Here is a 26,199-nt window from a genome sequence, read left to right as displayed (position 1 = left end):
AAATTATATAAGTATATTTTTAGAAGTGGACATACCACGAAACGTTGAGGTTACTGTATTCGTGAATCATTTATTTTTTTTAGGGAAAAGTAAAGAGGAAAATATGACAGAAAATCGAAAAAACTGTTGTTGCAAAATGAAAATAAACAAAGTATACTAACACTCGTAAACTTAAGAGCTGAGGTACGTAGTCACTACTTAAAGGGTTAGGACCTCTCTGGACTAACTTTCCCCCGTGGTAGTGGAGCAAGCCAAATTGCAAATTAGTTTTCAATTCGAACAGTTAGAATAAATTTACAAGGGGGAACTGTAGAATGGATACTATGGATACGATGGGTCGTCACGTGATCGCTGAACTTTGGGATTGCGATTTCGACAAGCTTAATGACATGCCGTATATTGAACAATTATTTGTGGATGCAGCACTAAGAGCTGGTGCTGAAGTGCGTGAGGTGGCTTTCCATAAATTTGCACCACAAGGTGTAAGTGGAGTAGTAATTATCTCGGAATCACATTTAACAATTCATAGCTTTCCGGAGCACGGTTACGCGAGTATTGATGTTTATACTTGTGGGGATCGTATTGATCCAAATGTTGCTGCAGAATATATTGCAGAAGGTTTAAACGCGAAAACGCGTGAGAGCATCGAGCTTCCTCGAGGCACTGGTAGCTTCGAAATTAAGCAGAGAGAAACAAAAGCTCTTTAAAAAAGAACATAATTGATTTAAAATGTAAAGAGGTGTATAATGCACCTCTTTTTTAGTTTGAAAAAAAGGAAAAATATGACGTACTCGTTAGTTGAATGAATTGAGCTCTTGCGAATAAGTTAACGCCCTATTCTAGCATCTTATTTTTGGAACCGAGATGATAACATAATGCGTTTAAACTTAAAGTGGTAAGAGAGTTAGAATGAGTTATATAATACTGTATATATATTGTCAGATGAAGTAAGTAGAGAAAAATAAAGAGTATAGTGTAAAGGAGTGAATATATTGCGTTGTCCATCCTGTTCTCATAATGGTACAAGAGTGTTAGATTCGCGTCCGGTAGACGAGGGGCGCTCTATTCGAAGAAGGAGAGAGTGTGAAAGCTGTTTAAGCCGCTTTACGACATTTGAAAGAGTGGAAGAGTCACCTCTTATCGTTGTAAAAAAAGAAGGAACACGAGAAGAGTTTAATAAAGAAAAGATTTTACGCGGCTTAATTAAAGCGTGCGAAAAAAGACCAGTATCTTTAAGACAATTAGAAGAAGTAACTCAAAGTGTGGAACGTGAACTTCGTAATTTAGGTATATCAGAAGTGAAAAGTGATATGATTGGTGAAATTGTTATGGAAGAACTACGTGATATCGATGATGTTGCTTACGTGCGTTTTGCTTCTGTATATCGCCAATTTAAAGATTTAAATGTATTTATTGAAGAATTAAAAGATATACTGCAAAAAGAAAGAGAGTAGAATCTGTATTGTATTCTCTTTACATACCGTAAATAATGAGATAAGAGAGCTAGAAGCGAAAGCTAATAGCTCTTTTTCGCTAATAAATTATATAGTGAAGATTGGATGAGAGAAAGGAAAAGCAAGAATGGAAAAACAGTCATGGATGGAGCTATTGCCGATTGATCGTTATAAAGTAAGTGCGAAAGGGTTACTGCATAATTACGACCGAAAAGTGTTAACGATGTTATATCAGCCGTTAATAGGTAGTAGAGCTTTTAGCTTGTACATGACGCTATGGGGAGAGTTAGAGCAAGATCGTGTGTTTGGAAAAGAGAATACGCACCATTCCCTTATGGTGACCATGCAAATGCAACTTCCCGAAGTGTATGAGGAACGAGTAAAGTTAGAAGCAATTGGGCTTTTAAAAGTATATATTAAGAAAGAAAAAGATATTCGAATGTTTATATATGAGCTGCAACCACCTTTATCCCCGAAGCAGTTTTTTGATGATATTGTTTTAAGTATTTTTTTATACAATCGATTGAGTCGGACAAAATATAATCAAGTAAAACAATATTTCTTAGAAGAAGAATTTGATTTTGTATCGTATGAAAATGTTACGCGTTCTTTTAATGATGTATTTGGTTCGTTTAATCCAGGACAGCTTGAGCATGCGCAAGAAGATCTTCGTATTCCAAAAGCGACAGTTATGCCAAGTAATGAAAAGGGAGATGCTCCAAAAGTTTGGAATGATTTCTTTGATTTCTCCTTATTTGTAGACGGCTTGTCCGCTCTTGTTCCTAAAAAGGCGATTACAGATCAAGTGCGAGAATGTGTCATTACACTTGCTTACGTGTATGATGTAGATGTGTTATCGATGCAAAATATCGTTCTTGGTGCGGTGACAGAGATGCAGACAATTGATATCGAAAGGCTTAGAAAAGGAGCGCGTGATTGGTATCAGTTCGAAAACGGTCAAGCGTTACCTGTATTAAGTGAAAGAGTACAGCCTCACGCTGCACGTATGATGAAAGAAAAAGAGCCTACATCGCAAGAAGAGATGTTAATCAAACAGTTAGAGGAAATCTCACCAAAGCAACTATTGAAAGAAATCTCTGGCGGTGCAGAGGCGACGAAGGCTGACTTGCAAATTGTTGAAGATGTAATGATGAATCAAAAGTTAACACCAGGTGTTGTGAATGTACTTATTTATTACGTTATGCTACGCTCAGATATGAAACTTGCGAAAACGTATGTGGAGAAGATTGCGGGACATTGGGCACGTAAAAAGGTCGGTACAGTTGCTGAAGCAATGGCATTAGCGAAAGAAGAAAATCGTCAATATCAAGAATGGGCTGAGACGAAGAAGAAAGGTCGTACATCCAAGAAAACAGTACGAAAAGAAATGGTACCAGATTGGCTGAAAGAAGAGCCGAAAGAACAAGAGAAAGAAACTGTGAAAAAAGATGTAAGTGCTGAAAAAGGTGCAAGTACGTTAGAGGACGAACGAAAACGATTAGAAGAAGTGTTAAAAAAATATAAGCGTGATTAATAGAAGAGAATGAACGCTCTTTGAGGTGAGAAAATGGAGCATATTCAAAATTCATTTGCAAAGTTAATGGAAAATGAAAATTTTAAAAATAGATATGAAGTATTAAAGGCGGAAGTAATGGCACATCCGCGTGTGAAAGAATTTATAGACGAACATAAAGGGGAAGTAACAACGTCTATGATTGAACGCAGTCTTGTGAAATTATACGAATATATTGGACAAAGTGTAGGTTGCGCGGATTGTCCGGATCTAGGTTCGTGTAAAAACATGCTGCAAGGATATGAGCCAAAGCTCGTTATCCAAGGGAAGATGATTGATATTCAATATGATCGTTGTGTTAGAAAAGTAGCATATGACGAGAGGAAGAAATATGAAAAGCTCGTTCAAAGTGTATATATGCCAACTGATATTTTACAAGCAACGATGGAAAACTTAGACCCTTCAGATTTAGATGCGCGTATTGATGCGATTGGTGCAGCTAATGAGTTTTTAAGTACATATGAACCTGGTAAAAAAGTACAAGGTTTATATTTGTACGGTAAATTTGGTGTAGGGAAAACGTATTTGTTAGGAGCAATTGCGAATGAGCTTGCTCGAAAGAAAATAAGTTCGATGCTCGTATACTTCCCTGAATTTCTACGTGAAATTAAAAGTTCGATTCAAGATAATTCAATTGGGGAAAAGATTGATGCGGTGAAACGCGTACAAGTTTTAATGTTAGATGATATTGGAGCAGAAGCGATGTCAAGCTTTGTGCGTGATGATGTACTCGGTGCAATTTTGCAATTCCGTATGTTAGAAAACTTACCGACGTTCTTTACGTCTAACTTTGATTTTAAACAGCTAGAACATCATTTAACATATACGCAGCGCGGTGAAGCGGAAGAAATGAAAGCAGCTCGTATTATGGAGCGAATTAAATATTTAGCGAAACCAATTCCAATTGGCGGGAAAAACCGTCGTCATAAGTAAAGAGTAAGCTGAGAAGCTTGCTCTTTTTTTCGTAGTTAAACGCTTTTTAAAGTAGTCGAATGATAAAATGAAAAGTTCTTATTGAAAATTCCTAGTAGCTTGTATCATTTTTTTCTCCCTCCCTTAATATATATAAAATTAGCAAGCCATATCGAGTGGATTTTCTAACGATAGGAAATGTAATTCTACTAAGAGTGAACTTTCACGCGGGACGGACTCTTATAGGATTTGTAACGTATAGATACAGTCCTTTAGAGCAGGGATAAAAGGGGGGACAAAAGTGATTGAAATTTGCTTCGAAGAAAAAAATGATGCTATGCATGTATATAGACAACTACTGAAAAGAGCGGAACTGTTATATAAGGAAACGAGTGTGTATTTACAGAAACAAAAAGTGGTGATTCACATACCAGTATGTGAATCAAATTATATTGAAAAGATTTTATTGCCGGTAATGGTATATTTCATTGTGAATGTGAAACAAAATGAGTGGATATATACAATCTTAAAAGAGAAGTTTTTTTATGAAGAAGAGGAAGAGTGTCATCAAATATTGCATATGGCACAAGAGATTTTAAAAGGGAGAAGAAAAGGAATTGCTCGTGAATTAACACGTCACACATTTGAATCATATATTAAATCCTCTTTAAATAACTGGCTTTGTGATCCACTTTCATTCTCGTTTTCATCATATGTTCGCTTTCGTCTTCGTACATATAGGGAAATGGTAGCTAAGCTTGCTGAAGTGGCAATTGATGAGTATAAGTTAGAACAAGAATATCAAATGTTTATTGAAACGCTCCGGCAACAAGTTCGTAGCCGGAAATCACGTTTGTCATGTGTCCATCTTATTTTTGATGAAAGTTTTATTTTCTATGATGATAAAGGTAGACGTTTAAAACAAGAGAAATTGGTTCAATATATAGATGAAGACTTATTAAAACAAAAGGATGTATATATTGATACGAAAGTAATTGCACCACTTCTTTCTATTTCGCCGAAAAAAATTTATTTATATACGAAGGAACAAGATCATAATATGATTATTACTTTGCGAAATGTATTTCAAGAACGGGTACAATTACATGGATTACATGAGTTTGAGCGCAATGTGAAAAATTTAAAAAATAAAGGTAACGCCCTTGATTTTCTAAGTTTTTGAGCATATAATTACCTACATAAATGAAATATATTGAAATGTCATGATGAGGACATGAGTAGTTTTCTACGATTTTCAGAGAGGGAAGCCTTAGGGTGTGAGCTTCCTAGTACGGGATTATTACTTACCACCTCTAAACTTTAGCAGTGAACGGTTTTTCTAGTAATTGCTAACGGACAACACCGTTATGTTGAACTTGAGCAATTAACAATTATGTTAATTGGAACAAGGGTGGAACCACGAATTCAACACTCGTCCCTTTTTACGGGATGAGTGTTTTTTATTTTGAGAAAAAGAGGAGTGACCAGTGATGGCAGATGTAGTTAAAATTACTTTCCCTGATGGAGCTGTGAAGGAGTTTCCAAAAGGCGTAACAACTGAAGAAATCGCAGCTTCTATTAGCCCAGGCTTAAAGAAAAAAGCTGTGGCTGGAAAATTAAATGATGAGATGATCGATCTTGTTACACCAATCGAAGAAGATGGTGCAGTTTCTATCATTACATTAGATTCTGAAGATGGCTTATATATTTTACGCCACTCAACAGCTCACCTTTTAGCGCAAGCGTTAAAACGTTTATATAAAGATGTTAAGGTTGAGCTTGGCATTGGTCCAGTAATTGAAAATGGCTTCTACTACGATATTGATATGGAAGAAGCAATTACAGTTGAAGACTTCAAGAAAATCGAAAAAGAAATGCAAAAGATTGTGAACGAGAACTTAGAAATCGTTCGTCATGAAGTACCACGTGCAGAAGCAATTCGTCGTTTTGAAGAAATCGGCGATGAGTTAAAATTAGATTTAATTAACGATCTTCCAGAAGATGCAGTTATTTCAATCTATGAGCAAGGCGAATTCTTCGACCTTTGCCGTGGTGTTCACCTTCCATCTACAGGGAAAATTAAAGTATTTAAATTATTAAGCGTTGCAGGTGCTTACTGGCGCGGTGATAGCAATAATAAAATGCTACAACGTATTTATGGTACTGCATTCGTTAAGAAAGCAGAATTAGATGAGCACTTACGTATGCTTGAAGAAGCGAAAGAGCGCGATCACCGTAAATTAGGTAAAGAATTAAAACTATTTACTAATAGCCAAAAAGTAGGACAAGGTTTACCACTTTGGTTACCAAAGGGTGCAACAATCCGCCGCATTATCGAGCGTTACATCGTTGATAAAGAAGCAAGCTTAGGCTATGATCACGTATACACTCCAGTACTAGGAAGCAGAGAGCTTTATGAAACTTCTGGTCACTGGAACCACTACCGTGATGGTATGTTCCCATCAATGGAAATGGATAATGAAGAGTTAGTTCTTCGTCCAATGAACTGTCCTCACCACATGATGGTTTATAAAAACGATATTCACAGCTACCGTGAATTACCAATCCGTATTGCGGAACTTGGAACAATGCACCGCTATGAAATGTCAGGTGCGTTATCTGGATTACAACGTGTACGCGGAATGACTTTAAACGATGCGCACATTTTCGTACGCCCAGATCAAATTAAAGAAGAATTAAAACGTGTTGTAAACTTAACGCTAGAAGTGTACAAAGATTTCGGTTTAGAGAACTACTCATTCCGTCTATCTTATCGCGACCCAGCAGATACTAAAAAGTACTATGCTGATGATGAGATGTGGGAAAAAGCACAAGGTATGTTAAAAGAAGCTATGGATGAAATGGGTCTTGATTACTATGAGGCTGAAGGTGAAGCGGCATTCTACGGTCCAAAACTTGACGTTCAAGTTCGTACTGCTCTTGGAAAAGACGAAACACTTTCAACTGTACAATTAGACTTCTTACTTCCAGAACGCTTTGAACTATCTTACGTTGGTGAAGACGGTAAACAACATCGTCCAGTTGTAATTCACCGTGGTGTTGTATCTACTATGGAACGTTTCGTAGCCTTCTTAATTGAAGAATACAAAGGTGCATTCCCAACTTGGTTAGCTCCAGTTCAAGTACAAGTAATTCCAGTTTCTCCGCAAGTACATTTAGACTACGCGAAGAAAGTACAAGATGAATTGCGTCGTGCTGGTATCCGTGTTGAATTAGATACTCGTGAAGAGAAAATTGGTTACAAAATCCGTGAAGCACAAATGCAAAAAATTCCGTACATGCTTGTAGTAGGTGACAATGAAGTAACTGAAAACGGCGTAAACGTACGTAAATACGGTGAACAAAAATCAGAAACAATCGCATTAGATGCTTTTGTTGATATGATTAAAGTAGAAGGAAAACGATAAGAAAAAGCCGCGGTATACCGCGGCTTTTCTATGTAATATGAGTAAGGAAAATTAGAAAAAAAAACCATGTAACACTTATCGTAAAAAAGTATTGCAAGTATGTTAGTTGTTTGTTACAATATTTCTTGTTGTTAGTAAAACACATCGCGTCTTCTTGACAGACGTCATGTCCTATGATAAACTCATCAAGGATAATAGAATATTGTTTTGTGGAACAAGTAGAAGCACCCGCTTCTCACCTGATGGACGCATTCGCAGTTTACAGGTAAATGTATTTCTTACTTAAGATTTTACAAGTGTGGGTGTCGTATGCCCGCACTTTTTTTGTCGGGTTCTATGACTACAAACTATGTTCTGAGAAAACCTTGGAGGTGGCTTACTATTAGCAAGGATATGATGATTAACGAGCAAATTCGTGCACGTGAAGTACGTTTAGTTGGTGCAAATGGCGATCAACTTGGAATCAAGTCTCGTAATGACGCTTTAGACTTAGCTGCAAATCTTAATCTTGATTTAGTATTAGTTGCTCCAAATGCGAAACCGCCAGTATGCCGCATTATGGACTACGGTAAATTCCGCTTTGAGCAACAGAAGAAAGAAAAAGAACAGCGCAAAAATCAAAAAGTAATTAGCATGAAAGAAGTACGTTTAAGTCCAACAATTGATGAACACGACTTTAACACAAAACTTCGTAATGCTATCAAGTTTTTAGAGAAAGGCGACAAGGTTAAAGCGTCAATTCGCTTTAAAGGACGTGCCATTACTCATAAAGAAATCGGTCAACGTGTTTTAGATCGCTTCTCAGAAGCTTGTGCTGAAGTTAGTACAATCGAATCTAAGCCTAAAATGGAAGGACGCAGTATGTTCTTAGTTTTAGCACCGAAAAACGATAAGTAATAGATAGAGGAGGAAATACCTATGCCTAAACAAAAAACTCATCGCGGCGCTGCAAAGCGTTTCAAAAAGACTGGATCAGGTAAACTGAAACGTTCTCACGCTTACACAAGCCATTTATTCGCTAACAAATCTACAAAAGCTAAACGTAAACTACGTAAAGCTGGTGTAGTAAGCGCTGGTGACTTCAAACGCATTCGTCAAATGCTTGACAACTTAAAATAAGTTCGGCTGATATATAGAACAATTAGGAGGTAATATTATGCCAAGAGTAAAAGGTGGTACAGTTACTCGTCAACGTCGTAAAAAAGTAATTAAATTAGCAAAAGGTTACTACGGTTCAAAAAATACATTATTCAAGGTTGCTAACCAACAGGTTATGAAATCTCTAATGTATGCATTCCGTGACCGCCGTCAAAAGAAACGTGACTTCCGTAAATTATGGATTACACGTATCAACGCAGCAGCTCGTATGAATGGTCTTTCTTACAGCCGCTTAATGCACGGTCTTAAAAATGCTGGCATCGAAGTTAACCGCAAGATGCTTGCTGACTTAGCTGTTCATGACGAAAAAGCTTTCGCTGAATTAGCAACAGTTGCAAAAAACAACATTAACTAATTAATTAGTTGAAACCTTAGGAGAATTTTCTTCTAAGGTTTTTTATTTGTATACAAAGAGAGAGATGTCGTTATTGATATGACAAAACCTATATAAAAGCTATAGCAATATAGAAGAATATACATATGAAGTCAGGAGAATCCTTCTGGCTTTTTTTTATTATGCCCCTTTGGAAAGAAGAGTATCTTTCCTAGGTGAAACGACACTGCTATAATGGAAAGATGATATGGAACTTTCATCAGATAAAATAACATTTTCATTAGTGGACAATACACAGATAATGATTACCTATCACCAATCGGAGTGAACAATCTAATCGTGATGATTGAAACGTATTTGTAAATTAAGGACAAGCTATTTTGTAAAGAGGTAAATGGCTTACTTATTAATAAGAAATGAAAAATAATAATGAACTTTGAAATGAAACAACATTGTTGCGTAACATGCGATGTTGGAGGAGGACAATAGAGTGGACTTACTACAACTATTTAAATTACAAAAAGAATTAGATGACCGTATTGCGAAAGAACATGACTTACAACCGAAAAAATTGTTAAAAGAGAAAATGTTAGCTCTTCTTGTAGAAATTGGAGAACTTGCAAATGAAACACGTTGTTTTAAATATTGGAGCAACAAACCAGCATCAGAACGTGAAGTCATACTAGAAGAATACGTAGATGGTTTACATTTTATTTTATCAATCGGAATTGATTTAGGTATTGATAAAAACTTCCTATTCTATAAGTGTGCACAGACGAATAAAACACAAGTAGAAATTTTCTTAGACACATATGCGAAGGTAATTCGTTTTACAGATCAACCATCTATTACGAACTATATTGAATTATTTACAAGCTACCTTCGACTAGGACAAGCGCTTGAGTTTGAACAAGAAGAGATTGAAAAGGCATATTTAGATAAAAACGAAGTAAATCATCAGCGTCAAACACAAGGATACTAAGTTAATTTTTGAATATTTCAATTTCCTTTTGTATAATGAAGTGACTGAAGAAAAAGGAGGGTGTTGGCAATGACAAAATTAGACGAGACATTGACAATGCTAAAAGAATTAACAGATGCACGTGGTATTGCGGGTAACGAGCGTGAACCACGTGAAGTAATGAAGAAATATATTGAGCCGTTTGCGGACGAACTTTCTACTGATAATTTAGGAAGTTTAGTTGCGAAAAAAGTAGGGGAAGAAAACGGCCCGAAAATTATGGTTGCAGGTCATTTAGATGAAGTTGGCTTTATGATTACACAAATTGATGACAAAGGTTTCCTTCGTTTCCAAACAGTTGGTGGCTGGTGGTCACAAGTTATGCTTGCACAGCGCGTAACAATTGTAACGCGTAAAGGAGATGTAACAGGTGTTATCGGTTCAAAACCACCTCATATCTTACCTCCAGAAGCGCGTAAAAAGCCAGTTGAAATTAAAGACATGTTCATCGATATTGGTGCTTCTAGCCAAGAAGAAGCAATGGAGTGGGGCGTACGACCAGGAGATCAAGTTGTACCTTACTTTGAATTCCAAGTGATGAAGAATGAAAAAATGTTACTTGCAAAAGCATGGGATAACCGAATTGGTTGTGCAATTGCAATTGATGTATTAAAACAATTAAAAGGTGAAAAGCATCCAAACGTTGTATATGGCGTCGGGACTGTACAAGAAGAAGTCGGTCTTCGTGGTGCAAAAACATCTGCAAACTATATTAAACCAGATATCGCGTTCGCAGTAGATGTTGGTATCGCTGGTGACACACCTGGTGTAACATCAAAAGAAGCGCAAAGTAAAATGGGTGATGGACCACAGATTATTTTATATGATGCTTCTGTTATTGGTCATACAGGTTTACGTGACTTTGTAGTTGATGTTGCTGATGAATTACAAATTCCATACCAATATGATTCAGTAGCGGGCGGTGGAACGGATGCAGGTGCAATTCATATTGCTGTAAATGGTATTCCGTCTATGGCCATTACGATTGCAACGCGTTACATTCATTCTCATGCGGCAATGTTACACCGTGATGACTATGAAAATGCAGTGAAGTTAATTGTAGAAGTTATTAAACGTCTTGATAAAGAGGCAGTACATAACATTACATTTAATTAATAGAAAAAGCGAAGGAGCCTCTCCTTCGCTTTTTTATGTTTTAAAAAGGCCGTTCTAATCCAGCTGCAGTATGAGCCCCTAAAATGATTAAACGAGTTAATTGCATGGCCATAAAATGCGGGGTATATATCATTCCTTTTTTTAGCCATGACATAATCATGCCGAGGTGGGCACCAGTAACATAACTAATAAGAATATCACGTGGAACCATTAGTTTTTCATCGTTAGGTTGTGAAATAGAGAGGCTTAATGTTAAATGTGTTTGAATTGCTTTCATCATTTTATACGTATAATTTCCGGCAGCTTTATCACCAAGCATGACGTTATAGAAGTTCGCATTTTCTGCAATATGTTCGAACAAGGCCAAAAAACTTGGATGTGGTGAATCAAATGTAAGTTGAAAATCTTCTTTATTTCTATTTTTTTGTTTAATGACTTTTGTTAACTTCTCTAACATTTCTTCAATGCTTTTGTCTAATAAGTCATATTTATCGTGATAATGGCTATAAAACGTAGCACGATTTACAGGAGCACGTTCTGCAATATGTTGAACAGTTACATTTTCAAACCCTTTTTCGCCTACTAAAGCGACAAAAGCATCCTGTATGAGTTGTCTCGTCCGTTTTACACGTGGATCATTTGTATTTTTAATAGACATTTTTATTTCCCCTTGTTTAATTTTCTTTACTTAAACAACATATCAGCGTTATATTGTTGTTTAAACGACATTTCATACGTAAATTGTCGGTTGTAGATTTAAAATAATTATTTATAATTATAAACGATAGTCCTTCAGAAATCAGCACCGCTCGCAGGTAGATAAATTTCGATTTACACCGCAGATGGTGTGATTTTTTTGTTTAAAAGTTAATATAATTAACAATTAAGCAATCTAAACAATAAGGACATAAATAGTTTAGAAAAAAATTATATGCGATATAAGGAGAGGAATGCAATGAATCAGTTTCGAAGAATGGTAATTATCAACATTATCACATTAATTGTACTAGTTGGCGGCGGTATTGGCGCTTATTACTATTACAACCAAACGGAAAATTACTTAAAAACAGACAATGCAAAGATTGACGGAAAGGTAATTCCGATTGCGTCACCAGTAGCAGGTAAACTAACTGACTGGAAAGCAGAAGTAGGTAAGAACTACAATGAAAACGATAAATTAGGTGCTGTTACTGTAGCAGCAGCAAATGGAGAACAAACAGTAGATGTAACAATTCCGCAAAACGCAACAGTTGTACAATCAAACGCAACAACAAATGCTTTCGTTGGAGCAGGTAGCCCGATTGCTTATGCATTTGATATGAACAATTTATGGGTAACAGCAAATATTGAAGAAACAGTAATTGATGATGTTCAAAAAGGCCAAACAGTAGATGTATATGTAGATGCATACCCAGATACAACGTTAACAGGAAAAGTAGAACAAGTTGGCTTAACAACAGCGAACACATTCTCAATGTTACCATCAAGTAACGCAACAGCGAACTATACGAAAGTAAAGCAAGTTGTACCAGTTAAAATTTCTTTAGATCATAGTAAATCAGTAAATATTGTTCCTGGAATGAATGTGTCAGTTCGTATTCATAAGTAAGGGGGAGATGAGATGTCCTCAATTGCAATTGTAGGATATGCACTATTTTGTATAATCGTCTTCTTCCTTGTAAATCGTCTTTTACGAAAGAAAAAAACGAACGTGGGAGAAGAACAAGTCCCAGCCGTAAGTAAAATAGAAGTAAGTAAGGTAGAAACAGAAGAGAAAGAAAATGAACAAAAGCAAGAAGTAGAAATTTCTAATGTAGTTGAGTTAGAAACAAGCAAGCAAGAAGAAGTAAAACAAGAAAAAGAAATGCCGAAAAAACAAACGTCTATGCCTATAGAGAATGTAAATGTAAAAGCAGTTGTAACAGTATTAATTCTCGGTATGTTCGTTTCTATTTTAAACCAAACAATTATTAACGTTGCATTGCCACCGTTAATGAATGAATTTAACGTATCAACTTCAACAGCACAATGGTTAATTACAGGATTCATGCTTGTAAATGGTATTTTAGTACCGATTAGTGCCTTTTTAGTTTCACGATTTACGTATCGTAAATTATTCGTAGCAGCAATGTTATTCTTTACTGTAGGATCTATCATTTGTGCTACATCAGGAAACTTTACAATGATGATGACAGGTCGTATTATTCAAGCGGTCGGTGCAGGTATTTTAATGCCGGTTGGTATGAATATTTTCATGACATTATTCCCACCTCATAAGCGCGGAGCAGCGATGGGATTACTAGGTGTAGCGATGATTTTAGCTCCAGCTATCGGACCAACTGTAACAGGTTGGGTAATTGAAAACTACAGCTGGAACTTAATGTTCTATGCGATGTTTATTATCGGTTTAATTATTACCTTCCTATCTTTAAAATTCTTTACACTAGCTCAGCCAGTATCTAAAACGAAATTAGATGTATTTGGTGTTATTAGTTCAAGTATTGGACTAGGAAGCTTGTTGTACGGATTTAGTGAAGCTGGAAATAATAGTTGGACTAGTGCCGAAGTTGTTATTTCACTTGTTATCGGTGTAATTGGTTTAGCGTTATTTATTTGGAGAGAGTTGACAACAGACAATAAAATGCTTGATTTACAAGTATTTAAATATCCAGTATTTACTTTCACTTTATTAATTAACGCAATCGTTACGATGGCATTATTCGGAGGTATGCTACTACTTCCAGTATATCTGCAAAACATTCGTGGCTTCACACCAATTGAATCAGGTTTATTATTACTTCCAGGTTCATTAATTATGGGAATCATGGGACCTATTGCAGGTAAACTATTTGATAAATATGGAATTCGTCCGTTAGCGATTGTTGGATTAGCTATTACAACGTTTGCGACATATGAATTTACAAAGTTATCAATGGATACGCCATATAGCGTTATTATGACGGACTATATTATACGTTCAATTGGTATGTCATTCATTATGATGCCAATTATGACAGCTGGTATGAACGCACTGCCGATGAAATTAATTTCTCACGGTACAGCAACGCAAAATACATCAAGGCAGGTAGCTGGTTCAATCGGAACAGCGATTTTAATCACACTTATGACGCAACAAACAACTGCTCACGTAGCAGATTACGGTAACATGTTAACAACGTCAAACCCAATTTTAGTTGATAAAGTACATGGCATGGGGCAAAGCTTAGCGGCCTTAGCTGGATCAGCGCAAGCAGGAGATGCGATGAGCACGCAACTATTATATGGACAAATTTCAAAGCTATCTGCAATTAACGGTATTAACGATGCATTCTTAATTGCAACAATATTAGCAGGTGTTGCATGGGTGTTATCGTTCTTCTTACAATCAGGAAATAAACCAAATAGAAAAGCAGGGAATTAATTTCCCTGCTTTTTTGTGTTCTTTATGCAGTTACATATAAAAGCTGATAACCAGCTACGGAGCAAAGCCCTGCTATAAACAAAATCGTCCCCATAGAACGAATACTCGATATGTGTCTGCCGCTTATAATAGTTAATAGTCCAGCTAAAGAGAAGAAGCACCAATATAAAGTTCCCGAAATTGGAACCATCCCTTCTAAATCTATTCCAGAACCTATACAAAAGATAGGAACAACGATAAGTAATATGCTAATGAAACCAGCTATAGTGGTAAGTGATTTCCGATGTTTCATGCCAGCAATAATTAAAAAAATACCGACGATGAATTCACATAACATGAAAGTAAGAGCTAAAATCATCCAAGTTAATATTCCGAACACTTCTGTATTACCTCCGATTTTTGGGTTTCAAAAAATGTTATATATAGAATGAATCACCTACAGACATGAGCACCCAGAAAATAACCCCTAATATTCCAGCGGTAAAAATAATGAATCCCATATTACGTATACTTTTAATTTTGGCTTGTAATCCACTTATCCCTGCTAATAATCCAGTTAAAGAAAACAGTATCCAATATAAAGTAGTTGAAATAGGGATGATTGTATTGCTCTCCACTCCCATGCCCCAAAAAACAAAAGGTAGTGTGACAAAGGAAAAGCTAAGTAACCCCATTAAACCGACAAATAATTTACGGTGTTTCACGCTAGTAACAATTAAAAAAATACCACCGAAAAATCCGCATAAAACAAGAAGTGGCATATAAACAATCCAAAGTAAGCTCAACATATGTAATCTCCTTCTGTGTAATCAGTTATATTTTACTACATGAGGTTTATTTTGGATATTATTAATGAATATGTATAATTTGATAGAAATGAGTAGTGGTCATACGAATTAATAAAAGAGGTATCGCGATGATACCTCTTTTTAACTCAAGAACGCCAACATATTATTCATAATATGAAATAACATAGCTGGAATAATGGATTTTGTTTTTTTACATAAAATAGCCATTAATAATCCCATGAAGAAAGTAATTACCATAACCCCAAGTGAGTATGTATGAGCGATACCGAAGAAGAAACTTGTTACGATGGCTGCGATCCAAAATGGAAAGCGTTCTGAGAAGAAGCGAAGTATAAAACCACGGAAAATAAGTTCTTCAAAAATGGGTGTGAGTATGGCGAAGCTGAGAAGCAATAATATTTGATATTGCTTAAAGACGTCTAAGCTTAGTGCGGAAGATTGCTGCTTCGTTGCATTTTGGAACACATAATTTAACAGTATGTAATTGAGTACGATGTTTATAACGAAGAAAAGAAGTAAATATACGTATGTGCGCCATTCTTTCAGTGCTTTAAAGTTAAAAGATTTTAGTAGTAATTTTTTTGCGGGTTCGAATTTAAAAATGAAGAATAACAGTACGGCTAGTTGTAATACGGTACTTGCGGTATTGGCAATAGATTCGTACAGGGCAATTTGTTTTTTATTTGTGAGACCAGCTGTATAAATTGTTAATGGCATTGCGAGGAACACAGTAATAAGTCCGGTTCCGAAAAAAGCGAATAAAACGGAGCTAATAAATTGTAACCATGACATAGAGTATTTCTGTTCATTAGAAAGTTGTGTAGCGGGTTGCATTTGTAAAATCACCTCTTTATATTTGTATATTTAATTATAAAGCATATCGTTTTCGGGTGTAACATTTAAATATTACATATAAAGGTGTATTTTCCATAAAATAATAAAAGAGGTATCACCCTATAGTGATGCCTCTTTCTTATTGATAACTATGTTCTGCTTTGTTATTCGATTTTGATTGCTCTATTTGCAATTCACGCTCTACTAAACGGTCTAACTGTTGAATAGCTTTTAATGCTTTTTCATAAGAAATTGTTCGATAATGATGCGCTCCGCCCGGTTCTTCATCTGCTTCGTCTGCCCATTTAATAATGTTTTGAAGAGATGTTCTTTCGATTTCTTGTTCTACTAAGAAAGAATCAGTATGAAGAAGAATGGCGATAGAAATCTCTTTTGCTAGTTTAGGGTGCTCTCCTAATCTAATAAGCAATTTATGAGCTCTTTCTGCTCCTTTAATTGCGTGTATATCATTCTTTTTATATAAATCATAGTCCCATTCGCCGCCTGTGTACCACGTATGATGTCCGATATCATGAAGGAAACCAGCCTTTGTAGCAGCATCGACTGAGGCGTGATGCTTTTTAGCTAAGTGAAACGCATGGTAAGCGACAGCAATCGCGTGGACCATCCCAGAACGATTTACGTATTTTTGTGTAATATGGTGTTTAAAAATTTGTTCAAGCGTAATACGGTGCATAAAACATTCACTCCTTTTATCCCGCTTTAACGGGCAGTAAGATTCCTACTTCAAAATTCAGCGAATACGAGGAAGTTAGGTGAGGAATCAATTGCCCGTAAAAGCCCGATTGGTTCAACTAATAATTAGTGGGGATGAACCCCCCTCCCCACTAATTAAAGTTTCACTTTATCTTATGGTGTCTATAAAGAAAATCGATCGGTTTAAATGTATTTTGAACATTGTACTCCATCATAGTTCGTTAGTAAAGTAGAAATGTTTAGGAGAAGAAAAAAATTTTCCGCAAAAAAAATCACCTTGGCCTATGCAAAGGTGATTTTCAAATTGCTTATTTTTTTAATCCTTGCTCTAGTGTTTCTAACATTTCGTGCTTTTCATTTTCATCGGCGTTTTTCCAAATGACTTCAAATAAAACACCAAGACCTGGTAGCATTTTTTCTTCACCGCTTTGAATTGCATCGACAATTGTTTCTTGTAATTGATCTTGTGTATTACCAGATACATTTGCTAATACAGCACCGCGTAAATTAAAACTCATTGTTTTCACCTCTTCTTCAGAATTGAAACTGACGTTAGTTTTTGTTCTTTTTTATGTAAATATGTATGAAAAATAGGCTATAATGATAAGACAAGAAGAGAGGGAAATACATATTATGAAAAACATTGATTCAGTACAAAATCCGCGTGTGAAGCAGTGGAAAAAGCTGCAAACGAAAAAAGAACGCGATAAAAAAGGTTTATTTTTTGTAGAAGGATTCCACTTAGTGGAGGAAGCTTTAAAAGTAGGAGTTGTAACAGAACTTATCGTTTCAGATCAGACAGACCTTCCGAAAGATTGGACAGTTAATGATGTAGAGATGTATATCGTACCGGAAGCAATCGTAAAAGTACTTCGTGAAACAGAAACGACGCAAGGTGTATTTGCTGTCTGTGAAAAGCATGAGAAAGAAGTAGCTCTTGCTGATGGAAAGTTTCTTTTACTAGATGGTCTGCAAGACCCAGGTAACTTAGGGACGATTATTCGTACAGCTGATGCAGCTGGCATTCATGCCGTTGTGCTTGGAGAAGGTTGTGTTGATGTTTATAATAGTAAAGTACTCCGTTCTACACAAGGCTCTATTTTCCACTTACCAATTGTAAAAGGGAACTTAGAAGAATGGGTAGACAAGTTAAAAGAAAATAACGTTCCTGTATATGGAACAGCTCTTGAAAATGGAGTTCCGTACGGGGAAGTAACACCAGCTGGTAGTTTTGCATTAATTGTAGGAAATGAAGGAAACGGCGTACGTCAAGAAATTCTTGCGAAAACGGATCAAAACTTGTATATTCCGATTTACGGCGGGGCAGAATCATTAAATGTTGCAGTTGCAGCAGGGATTTTAACGTATTATTTGCAAAGCCCGGTTGCGAACAAATAAAAAACTTCTTATAATAAGTTGAAGTACATTATATTAAAAGTTAAATAACGAAAAACGTTGATAGAGAAGAGTAGCTTACAAAATCGCCATATAGGGAGAGAATGCCGTAGACTGAAAGCATTCTTATGGTAGACGGAAGTGAATTCACCTCTGGAGTTGACGCCAGGACCATGTATATGTAAAGGCGTTCCGGTCAGAATTGATCGTTATAACTAATGAGTGGGCAGACATGTTCTGTCAATTTAGGGTGGTACCGCGAATTTACCTCGTCCCTTTTTGGGAGCGAGGTTTTTTTATTTTTAAAATTAGGAGGGTTCCAAATGGAAGCACGTTTAAAAGAGCTAAAGCAAAAAGCGTTAGAGCTTATTGAAGAAGCGAAAGAGCTAAAAGGCTTAAACGACGTACGCGTAGCGTATTTAGGAAAAAAAGGTCCAATTACAGAAGTATTACGCGGCATGGGAAAATTATCAGCAGAAGAGCGTCCACGTATGGGAGCATTAGTAAATGAAGTACGTGAAGCGATTCAAATGCGTCTAGATGACAAAATCAGCAACTTAGAAAAAGCAGTAATTGAAGCGAAATTAGCTACTGAAACAATTGATGTTACCTTACCAGGTCGTCCTGTTGAAACAGGTTGTCACCATCCGTTAACAGCTGTTGTTGAACAAATTGAAGATGTATTCATCGGTATGGGTTATGAAGTAGCGGAAGGAACAGAAGTAGAAAAAGACTACTACAACTTCGAAGCATTAAACTTACCGAAAGATCACCCAGCACGTGATATGCAAGATACATTCTACATTACAGAAGAAACGTTACTACGTACACATACATCTTCTGTGCAAGCACGTACGATGGAAAATAATAAAGAAAAAGGCCCAATTAAAATTATTTGTCCTGGTAAAGTGTATCGCCGCGATGACGATGATGCGACGCATTCACACCAGTTCATGCAAATTGAAGGTCTTGTAATTGATAAAAATATTCGTATGAGTGACTTAAAAGGTACACTGCAAGTATTCGTGAAAAAGATGTTCGGTGAAGATCGTGAAATCCGTCTTCGTCCAAGTTTCTTCCCATTCACAGAGCCATCTGTAGAGATGGATATTTCTTGTATGATGTGTCACGGCAAAGGTTGCGGCACTTGTAAAGGAACTGGTTGGATTGAAATTTTAGGCGCAGGTATGGTTCACCCGAACGTACTTGAAATGGCTGGTTATGATTCAAAAGAATATCAAGGTTTCGCATTCGGTATGGGCGCAGAGCGTATCGCAATGTTGAAATACGGCGTAGATGACATTCGTCATTTCTATACAAATGATGTACGTTTCTTACAACAATTCAAACGAGCGTAAGGGAAGGAGAGGATAAGTATGTTCGTATCATATCGTTGGTTACAAGAGTATGTAGATATTAAAGATGTAACGGCACAAGAACTAGCAGACAAAATCACGAAAAGTGGTATTGAAGTAGAAGGCGTTGAAGTATTAAATAAAGGTGTAAAAGGTGTTGTAGTTGGTCACGTATTAGAATGTGAAAAACACCCAGAAGCTGATAAGTTAAGCAAATGCTTAATCGATATCGGTGAAGAAGAACCAGTTCAAATTATTTGTGGTGCTGCTAACATTGCAAAAGGTTTAAAAGTGCCAGTTGCAAAAGTTGGCGCTGTACTACCTGGTAATTTCAAAATTAAAAAAGCAAAACTACGTGGTGAAGCTTCTCACGGTATGGTTTGTGCTCTTCAAGAGCTTGGCATTGATGGAAAGTTAGTTTCAAAAGAATATGCAGATGGTATCTTCATCTTCCCAAGTGACGCTGAAGTTGGTGCAGATGCACTTGAAATTTTAAACTTACATGATGAAGTACTTGAGCTTGGTTTAACACCAAACCGTGCAGATTGCTTAAACATGTTAGGTGTTGCATATGAAGTAGCTGCTATTTATGGCCGTGAAGTAAAACTTCCAGCTATCGACTTACAAGAAACAGCAGAAAAAACTGCTGATTACATTTCTGTAAGTGTAGAAGCGAAAGAAGAAAACCCATTATACATTGCAAAAATGGTAAAGAACGTAAAAATTGGTCCGTCACCAATGTGGATGCAAACTCGCCTTATGGCAGCTGGCATTCGTCCAATTAGCAACGTAGTTGATATTACAAACTACATTTTAATGGAATACGGTCAACCGTTACATGCATTCGATTACGATAAATTAGGTTCAAAAGAAATCGTTGTTCGTCTTGCAAAAGAAGGCGAAAAAATTGAAACGTTAGATGATCAAGAACGTACATTACAAAGCCACCATCTTGTCATTACAAACGGTACAAAAGCTTTAGCTGTTGCTGGTGTAATGGGTGGAGCGGATTCTGAAGTTACAAATGAGACAGTAAACGTTCTAATTGAGTCTGCATATTTTGCGGGTCAAACAGTGCGCCGTACATCAAAAGACTTAGGTCTTCGCAGTGAGTCAAGTGCGCGTTTCGAAAAAGGAATCGACCCAACACGTACATTTGAAGCAATTCAACACGCAGCTGCTTTAATGGCGAAATACGCTGGCGGTGAGGCGCTTGAAGGTGTAGTAGAAGCTGACAACTTACAAGTACAAGAGCGTACAGTATCTGTTACTGCTGACAAAGTAAACCGTGTATTAGGTACAAATATTTCTGCAAGTGAAATGGGTACAATGTTCACAAACTTAAAGTTCCCATTCACAGAAGTAGAAGGAACATTCCACGTGAATGTACCAGCACGTCGTCCTGACATTACAATTTCAGAAGACTTAGTAGAAGAAGTGGGCCGTCTATACGGTTATGACCACATTCCAGTTACATTACCTTCTGGAACGATGACTCGTGGTAAATTAACATCAGCACAAACGAAACGTCGTAAAGTACGTCGCTTCTTAGAAGGTGCTGGTTTATATGAAGCAATCACGTATTCATTAACAAGCACTGACAAAGCGAAACAATATATGGTTGAGCCAAACGAAAAGGCGCCTGTCGCTCTTGCACTTCCAATGAGTGAAGAACGTAGCCAACTTCGTTTAAGCTTAGTACCACAATTGTTAGAAGCAGTTTCATACAACGTTGCACGTAAAAACGACAGTGTTGCTTTATACGAAGTAGGTTCTATCTTCTTACCGACAGAAGAAGGAGAACTTCCGAAAGAAGAACAACATCTTGCAGGTGTTATGACAGGTCTTGCTCTTCACCATGCATGGCAAGGTGAGAAGAAAGTAGTAGACTTCTTCGTTGTGAAAGGTGTACTAGAAGGATTATTCGACGTACTTGGCGTTTCAAACCAAATCACTTATGCACCAGCAAAACGTGAAGGTATGCACCCAGGTCGTACAGCTGACATCGTATTAGATGGCGAAGTAATTGGTTTCATCGGTCAATTGCACCCAGAAGCAGAAAAACAATTAGATGTGAAAAATACATTCGTATTTGAACTATCTCTTGTAAAAGTATTCGGTGCAGACGCAGAAGAAACTTACTACTCAGCGATTCCACGTTTCCCATCCATGACACGTGACATGGCTGTTGTCGTAACGAAAGAAACAAAAGCTGGCGAAATGAAGCAAGTTATTGCTGAAGCTGGCGGGGAACTTCTGAAAGACGTAACACTATTTGACTTATACGAAGGTGAAAAAATGGAAGAAGGCAAGAAGTCACTTGCATTCTCTATGAACTACTTCGATCCAGAGCGTACGTTAACAGACGAAGAAGTAACAGAAGCACATAACCGTGTATTAACAGCGGTAGAAGAGAAATTTGGTGCGGAGTTACGTAAGTAATAAGAAATTGCCGGATTTATTCCGGTGATTTTTTTATTGGATTGGTTGTCGGAAAATGTCGGTAAGTCGATATATTACAAAAATCGCCGATATATTTTCCGACATCTTGCATCTTTCTCTCGAATGTAGTACATTAATTTTAGTTTAACAAAATGAAAGACGATGATAAGGAAAAGTAGTATATACTATAATCCAAAGCGAGTCAGGGACGGTGAAAGCCTGATGAGGCGGTATATGTGAAGAACACCTTGGAGTTGCTAACCGAAATTGAATCTTGTATTCAAGAGTAGACTTAGACGGGAATCCGGCCTGTTACAAACCGGGAAGTATGTATTACATACGAGTTAAAGTTGGTCTTTATGACAAATTGGGTGGTACCGCGAAGTTTAACCTTTCGTCCCTTTATGGATGAAAGGTTTTTTTGTATTTAAATATATCAGCAAAGGAGAATTTCACTATGGAAAACACATTAGTAAAAAGTCTGTATAGAGATACAGATAAATACGCAGGTCAAACAGTACAAGTATCAGGGTGGATTCGTAACTTACGTGATTCAAAAGCGTTTGGTTTCATCGAATTAAACGACGGTAGCTTCTTCAAAAGCGTTCAAATCGTTTTCGATACAGAATTAGATAACTTCAAAGAAATTGCAAAACTTCCACTTAGCTCTTCAGTTAAAGTAGAAGGTAAAGTAATTGTAACGCCTGGAGCGAAGCAACCATTTGAAATTAAAGCAGAAAAAATTGATATTGAGGGCTTATCAGATTCTGATTACCCACTTCAAAAGAAACGTCATACGTTTGAATACTTACGTACAATCGCTCACTTACGTCCAAGAACAAATGCATTCTCTGCAACGTTCCGCGTACGTTCTATCGCAGCATTTGCGATTCACCAATTCTTCCAAGAGCGTGGATTCGTACATGTTCACACACCTATCATCACTGGTAGTGATACAGAAGGTGCGGGCGAAATGTTCCGCGTAACAACGCAAGATTTAAATAACGTACCAAAAGGCGAAGACGGACAAGTTGATGAATCAAAAGACTTCTTCGGCAAAGAAACAAACTTAACAGTAAGTGGACAGCTGAACGCTGAAGCTTATGCATTAGCATTCCGTGATGTATACACATTCGGACCTACATTCCGTGCAGAAAACTCAAACACAACTCGCCACGCTGCTGAGTTCTGGATGGTTGAGCCTGAGATTGCATTCGCTGAACTAGGTGACGTAATGAACCTTACAGAAGATATGCTGAAATATGCAATGAAATACGTATTAGAGCATGCACCAGAAGAAATGGAATTCTTCAACAGCTTCGTTGATAAAACAGTTCTAGAGCGCATGAACAACGTAATTAACTCTGACTTCGGTCGTATCACTTATACAGAAGCAATTAAAGTACTTCAAGAATCAGGTGCTGACTTCAAATACCCAGTAGAATGGGGAATTGACTTACAAACAGAGCACGAAAGATACTTATCAGAAGAAATCTTCAAACGCCCTGTATTCGTAACTGACTATCCGAAAGACATTAAAGCATTCTACATGCGCTTAAATGACGACGGTAAAACAGTGGCTGCTACTGACCTTCTAGTTCCTGGCATCGGCGAATTAATCGGCGGAAGTCAACGTGAAGAAAGAATGGACGTTTTAGTAGACAGAATTAAAGAATTAGGTATGAACGAAGAGGACTACTGGTGGTACTTAGAACTTAGAAAATACGGCGGTACAAAACACGCTGGATTCGGTCTAGGTTTCGAGCGCTTCCTAATGTACATCACTGGCATGGCTAACATCCGTGACGTAATTCCATTCCCAAGAACTCCAGGTTCTTCTGAATTCTAAAATATGAAAAAAGCGAGAGGATTTCCTCTCGCTTTTTATTTTGTATAGTTTATTCTCCTGTAGCAAAAAGTAACGCGAAGGGGTGAATATAAATGAGTAAAAAAGTGAAAAAAGATCATTCAAGATCGGGCCTAGGTTCTCCAGAAGTAGAAGGACAAGGAACGACAACACATGAAACAGGTTCTCATAAAGTACCTTCATCAAATAAGAAGCAGAAACGAAGCTAACATAAAAAAGGAGAGTCTTGGCGACTCTCCTTTTTTATATATTACATTTTCTTATCGTTAATTTCTTTTGTAATGTTATCTACATCCTTGTCTAATCGATCGAAATAGAAAAACCACAGTAAGCTCATGAACACGTAATAGATGGCCATCACACCAAGATTATCAGATATATTTTCAAATGTAGATTTAGTAGTGAAAAAAGCTCCCCAAATGGTAGAAATAGTGAGGTAAGAAAGTGGACCTACGATGTGTACGAAAGCATATAATATCTTTTTTACTTTTACAGTGTTCATATGAAAAACCTCCTTTTTCTAATCATACATTCAAGCTCCTCGCAGAAGTGTTGTAGTTTTGCGGGATTATGTATTAACGAGCGGGCATCGTGTTTCCCGATAAAGTGAAACTTTAATCAGTGGGGGGGGTCATCCCCCACCGATTATTAGTTGAACCAATCGGACTTTTATGGGCAGTTGATCCCCCACCCAACTTCTTTGCTTTCGCTGAATTTTGAGGTGGGGGTCTTACTGCCCGTTAAAGTGGGATAAATCTGCGGATCCGAAAGTTTAATAAGAAAGATCGACCATAGCGCTCTATTAAATCGTTAAACTCTCGTTGTTCACTGAGTAGCTGAATGTTTTCTCTAATTTCAAACTGTCTTTCGTGTGGATCGCCTAGTAAAATATTTAGAATCATTTGTAGAAGTAGCAATGGGAATCTCCTCCTATGTTAGAATAATCTGTATATTATAATTATAACAAAGCTATAAGGACAATAGTAGGGTGAAACAAAAAACAGGAGTTTGTAGGCTCCTGTTTTTGTCGATACTATTTTAATAAGCGAAACGCCTTCTCTGTATTAGCAAAATGCAGTTTCACAAACTCAGGTAATCGCTCTTTACCAAGCTTTTGAATTAATTTAGCAGCGGCGATATCAACTTGTTTACCAGCACCCTTTGGAAGCGGCATACCAGCTTTTTTACTTAGTTCGTCAAATTGTTTTACGAATGAGTAACGAGCTAAAATGGAAGCAGCGGCTACTGCTAAATGTACACTTTCACCTTTCGTCGCGAAATAAACATTTTCACGCTGTACCTGTTTTTGTTTAGCTAAATATTTGTAGTATGTATCAGGTTGTGTAAATTGGTCGATTAAGACGCCTTCAGGTTTTGTAGGTGCAATTTTAGCTAATAAGTTTGTAATAGCTTTATTGTGTAGTAAAGCTTTTAACTTACCTTGGTTGTTTCCTTTATCAAATAGCTCGTTATATTTTTCGTTATGAAGGACGAGAGAGCTGTAAGGGACAACGTGAAGAAGTTGTTTCGCAATGGCAGTAATTTGTTCGTCATTTAAGTTTTTAGAGTCTTTTACACCAAGCTCTTTTAGTAGTGGGATTTGCTTCGCATCCACATATACAGCAACTACTGTCATCGGTCCGAAGAAATCACCAGTACCCACTTCATCTGACCCTACGATTGACATTGTACCGATAGAAGCAGGCGGTGCATAACGGTGTGAATCGACAGATTTTTTTACAGCTGTTTTTGGAGTTTGGGAGACAGTTTGCCAACGGGCAGCTTCTGCTTCAGCACGTCCACCTTGGAACATTACTTTTCCGGATTTATACGCTGTAATGGTGCACGATGGCACTTTTGCCATGAAGATTCCGCCTTGCGGAGTTTTCGGGCTAAGCGAATGTTTATATTGTTGTTTCATGTCTTCAATTACTGTAGAACTTGTTTGAATTACGATAGAATTTGACATAATGGTCGCCCCTTTTTTTATATTGTTATTTTTATCATATCGGATTGTTCTTTCTGTTTCCATATTATGAAGGTTCATGGTATGATAAACTTTAGGATTCTGTACGTGATTGGAGGCCGGTGAGTTGTCACAACAAAAGGGAAAGAAAAGTCGAATTAATGTAGAAATCTATGGTCAGCAATATTCAGTTGTTGGCGATGAAAGTACAAGTCATATCCGCATGGTAGCAGCGATTGTGGATGATAAAATGCGCGAACTCAATGCCAAGAATCCTTCGCTTGACACGAGTAGACTAGCGGTATTGACGGCGGTAAACGTCATACACGATTACATAAAATTAAAAGAAGAACATGAGAAATTGAAAGAAAGTATGACAAAAAAAGGAATGGAATAA

General features: G+C 37.0%; 28 protein-coding genes and 4 other annotated features. Of the genes, 19 read left to right on the top strand and 9 right to left on the bottom strand.

Features of this window, described 5'->3' with window-relative positions; all coding sequences use genetic code 11:
- The first annotated feature begins 323 nt into the window (after positions 1-323).
- From speD to PDQ68_RS04935, 11 genes are all read left to right on the top strand, one after another.
- Entirely contained in the window at positions 324-707 is a 384-nt protein-coding gene (gene speD, locus PDQ68_RS04985; RefSeq protein WP_002003660.1) for an adenosylmethionine decarboxylase, read from the top strand.
- Positions 708-992: 285 nt separating this feature from the next.
- A complete protein-coding gene (nrdR, locus tag PDQ68_RS04980; RefSeq protein WP_001203687.1) occupies positions 993-1,454 on the top strand; it encodes a transcriptional regulator NrdR in 462 nt (153 codons plus the stop codon).
- A gap of 127 nt (positions 1,455-1,581) precedes the next feature.
- On the top strand, positions 1,582-2,988 hold the full coding sequence (locus tag PDQ68_RS04975) for a replication initiation and membrane attachment family protein (RefSeq protein WP_016718640.1): 1,407 nt from the start codon (positions 1,582-1,584) through the stop codon (positions 2,986-2,988).
- 33 nt (positions 2,989-3,021) lie between these two features.
- Complete coding sequence (dnaI, locus tag PDQ68_RS04970) at positions 3,022-3,960, top strand: primosomal protein DnaI (RefSeq protein ID WP_000400101.1); 939 nt, start codon at positions 3,022-3,024, stop codon at positions 3,958-3,960.
- A 280-nt stretch (positions 3,961-4,240) separates the two neighbouring features.
- Positions 4,241-5,122, top strand: a complete 882-nt coding sequence (ytxC, locus tag PDQ68_RS04965) for a putative sporulation protein YtxC (RefSeq protein WP_061183850.1) — start codon at positions 4,241-4,243, stop codon at positions 5,120-5,122.
- A gap of 31 nt (positions 5,123-5,153) precedes the next feature.
- Positions 5,154-5,382: a binding site (T-box leader), on the top strand.
- Positions 5,383-5,429: 47 nt separating this feature from the next.
- Positions 5,430-7,367 (top strand): threonine--tRNA ligase, encoded by a 1,938-nt coding sequence (gene thrS / locus PDQ68_RS04960; RefSeq protein WP_000786083.1) that lies wholly within the window; start codon positions 5,430-5,432, stop codon positions 7,365-7,367.
- A gap of 210 nt (positions 7,368-7,577) precedes the next feature.
- Positions 7,578-7,698 (top strand) — a sequence feature (ribosomal protein L20 leader region).
- 62 nt (positions 7,699-7,760) lie between these two features.
- The gene (infC, locus tag PDQ68_RS04955) at positions 7,761-8,264 is read left to right on the top strand and encodes a translation initiation factor IF-3 (RefSeq protein ID WP_000973214.1); all 504 of its coding nucleotides are present in this window, start codon (positions 7,761-7,763) and stop codon (positions 8,262-8,264) included.
- Positions 8,265-8,285: 21 nt separating this feature from the next.
- Positions 8,286-8,486, top strand: a complete 201-nt coding sequence (gene rpmI, locus PDQ68_RS04950; protein ID WP_001125945.1) for a 50S ribosomal protein L35 — start codon at positions 8,286-8,288, stop codon at positions 8,484-8,486.
- Between the two features lie 37 nt (positions 8,487-8,523).
- The gene (gene rplT / locus PDQ68_RS04945) at positions 8,524-8,880 is read left to right on the top strand and encodes a 50S ribosomal protein L20 (protein ID WP_001138362.1); all 357 of its coding nucleotides are present in this window, start codon (positions 8,524-8,526) and stop codon (positions 8,878-8,880) included.
- Positions 8,881-9,349: 469 nt separating this feature from the next.
- Positions 9,350-9,841 carry a dUTP diphosphatase gene (locus PDQ68_RS04940; RefSeq protein WP_000365050.1) on the top strand — a complete coding sequence of 164 codons (492 nt, stop codon included), beginning with the start codon at positions 9,350-9,352 and terminating at the stop codon, positions 9,839-9,841.
- Between the two features lie 69 nt (positions 9,842-9,910).
- Entirely contained in the window at positions 9,911-10,996 is a 1,086-nt protein-coding gene (locus tag PDQ68_RS04935) for a M42 family metallopeptidase (protein ID WP_061183851.1), read from the top strand.
- A 40-nt stretch (positions 10,997-11,036) separates the two neighbouring features.
- On the opposite strand, the gene PDQ68_RS04930 is transcribed toward PDQ68_RS04935, so the two are convergent.
- Positions 11,037-11,654 carry a TetR/AcrR family transcriptional regulator gene (locus PDQ68_RS04930; protein WP_000023673.1) on the bottom strand — a complete coding sequence of 206 codons (618 nt, stop codon included), beginning with the start codon at positions 11,652-11,654 and terminating at the stop codon, positions 11,037-11,039.
- Between the two features lie 297 nt (positions 11,655-11,951).
- Here PDQ68_RS04930 and PDQ68_RS04925 point away from each other — a divergent pair, with 297 nt between their 5' ends.
- Positions 11,952-12,605, top strand: a complete 654-nt coding sequence (locus PDQ68_RS04925) for an HlyD family secretion protein (protein ID WP_001071400.1) — start codon at positions 11,952-11,954, stop codon at positions 12,603-12,605.
- A 12-nt stretch (positions 12,606-12,617) separates the two neighbouring features.
- Positions 12,618-14,417, top strand: coding sequence for a DHA2 family efflux MFS transporter permease subunit (locus PDQ68_RS04920; protein ID WP_000094780.1), 1,800 nt, complete (start codon positions 12,618-12,620; stop codon positions 14,415-14,417).
- Positions 14,418-14,439: 22 nt separating this feature from the next.
- Here the strand turns inward: PDQ68_RS04920 and PDQ68_RS04915 are convergent, their stop codons facing one another.
- The 5 genes from PDQ68_RS04915 to sspI form a co-directional block, all read right to left on the bottom strand.
- Positions 14,440-14,796 carry a hypothetical protein gene (locus PDQ68_RS04915; protein WP_016718638.1) on the bottom strand — a complete coding sequence of 119 codons (357 nt, stop codon included), beginning with the start codon at positions 14,794-14,796 and terminating at the stop codon, positions 14,440-14,442.
- A gap of 37 nt (positions 14,797-14,833) precedes the next feature.
- On the bottom strand, positions 14,834-15,205 hold the full coding sequence (locus PDQ68_RS04910) for a hypothetical protein (protein WP_000950042.1): 372 nt from the start codon (positions 15,203-15,205) through the stop codon (positions 14,834-14,836).
- A gap of 141 nt (positions 15,206-15,346) precedes the next feature.
- Positions 15,347-16,060, bottom strand: a complete 714-nt coding sequence (locus PDQ68_RS04905) for a CPBP family intramembrane glutamic endopeptidase (protein WP_001182127.1) — start codon at positions 16,058-16,060, stop codon at positions 15,347-15,349.
- Positions 16,061-16,199: 139 nt separating this feature from the next.
- Positions 16,200-16,757, bottom strand: a complete 558-nt coding sequence (locus tag PDQ68_RS04900; protein ID WP_000554788.1) for an HD domain-containing protein — start codon at positions 16,755-16,757, stop codon at positions 16,200-16,202.
- Positions 16,758-17,085: 328 nt separating this feature from the next.
- Complete coding sequence (gene sspI, locus PDQ68_RS04895) at positions 17,086-17,295, bottom strand: small acid-soluble spore protein SspI (RefSeq protein WP_000009513.1); 210 nt, start codon at positions 17,293-17,295, stop codon at positions 17,086-17,088.
- A gap of 82 nt (positions 17,296-17,377) precedes the next feature.
- On the opposite strand from sspI, the gene PDQ68_RS04890 reads away from it, so the two are divergent.
- From PDQ68_RS04890 to PDQ68_RS04870, 5 genes are all read left to right on the top strand, one after another.
- Complete coding sequence (locus tag PDQ68_RS04890) at positions 17,378-18,175, top strand: TrmH family RNA methyltransferase (RefSeq protein ID WP_016718637.1); 798 nt, start codon at positions 17,378-17,380, stop codon at positions 18,173-18,175.
- 48 nt (positions 18,176-18,223) lie between these two features.
- Positions 18,224-18,452: a binding site (T-box leader), on the top strand.
- 43 nt (positions 18,453-18,495) lie between these two features.
- Positions 18,496-19,530 carry a phenylalanine--tRNA ligase subunit alpha gene (gene pheS / locus PDQ68_RS04885; RefSeq protein WP_061183313.1) on the top strand — a complete coding sequence of 345 codons (1,035 nt, stop codon included), beginning with the start codon at positions 18,496-18,498 and terminating at the stop codon, positions 19,528-19,530.
- Positions 19,531-19,548: 18 nt separating this feature from the next.
- Positions 19,549-21,969, top strand: a complete 2,421-nt coding sequence (pheT, locus tag PDQ68_RS04880) for a phenylalanine--tRNA ligase subunit beta (protein WP_016718636.1) — start codon at positions 19,549-19,551, stop codon at positions 21,967-21,969.
- Between the two features lie 153 nt (positions 21,970-22,122).
- Positions 22,123-22,374 (top strand) — a binding site (T-box leader).
- Positions 22,375-22,426: 52 nt separating this feature from the next.
- Positions 22,427-23,818 (top strand): asparagine--tRNA ligase, encoded by a 1,392-nt coding sequence (asnS, locus tag PDQ68_RS04875; protein WP_000432167.1) that lies wholly within the window; start codon positions 22,427-22,429, stop codon positions 23,816-23,818.
- A gap of 92 nt (positions 23,819-23,910) precedes the next feature.
- Positions 23,911-24,045 carry a YuzL family protein gene (locus PDQ68_RS04870; RefSeq protein ID WP_000039588.1) on the top strand — a complete coding sequence of 45 codons (135 nt, stop codon included), beginning with the start codon at positions 23,911-23,913 and terminating at the stop codon, positions 24,043-24,045.
- 41 nt (positions 24,046-24,086) lie between these two features.
- Here PDQ68_RS04870 and PDQ68_RS04865 read toward each other — a convergent pair whose 3' ends face one another.
- From PDQ68_RS04865 to rnhC, 3 genes are all read right to left on the bottom strand, one after another.
- Positions 24,087-24,338, bottom strand: a complete 252-nt coding sequence (locus tag PDQ68_RS04865; protein WP_061183312.1) for a hypothetical protein — start codon at positions 24,336-24,338, stop codon at positions 24,087-24,089.
- 238 nt (positions 24,339-24,576) lie between these two features.
- On the bottom strand, positions 24,577-24,753 hold the full coding sequence (locus PDQ68_RS04860; RefSeq protein ID WP_162230575.1) for a hypothetical protein: 177 nt from the start codon (positions 24,751-24,753) through the stop codon (positions 24,577-24,579).
- A gap of 116 nt (positions 24,754-24,869) precedes the next feature.
- On the bottom strand, positions 24,870-25,805 hold the full coding sequence (gene rnhC, locus PDQ68_RS04855; protein WP_000071611.1) for a ribonuclease HIII: 936 nt from the start codon (positions 25,803-25,805) through the stop codon (positions 24,870-24,872).
- 124 nt (positions 25,806-25,929) lie between these two features.
- Between rnhC and zapA the strand changes: the two genes are divergently transcribed.
- The gene (gene zapA / locus PDQ68_RS04850; RefSeq protein ID WP_000082701.1) at positions 25,930-26,199 is read left to right on the top strand and encodes a cell division protein ZapA; all 270 of its coding nucleotides are present in this window, start codon (positions 25,930-25,932) and stop codon (positions 26,197-26,199) included.

It is taken from the genome of Bacillus cereus group sp. Bc010 (genome assembly GCF_027716745.1).
GTDB lineage: Bacteria > Bacillota > Bacilli > Bacillales > Bacillaceae_G > Bacillus_A > Bacillus_A pacificus.
This window is presented reverse-complemented; position numbering and strand designations above follow the sequence as displayed.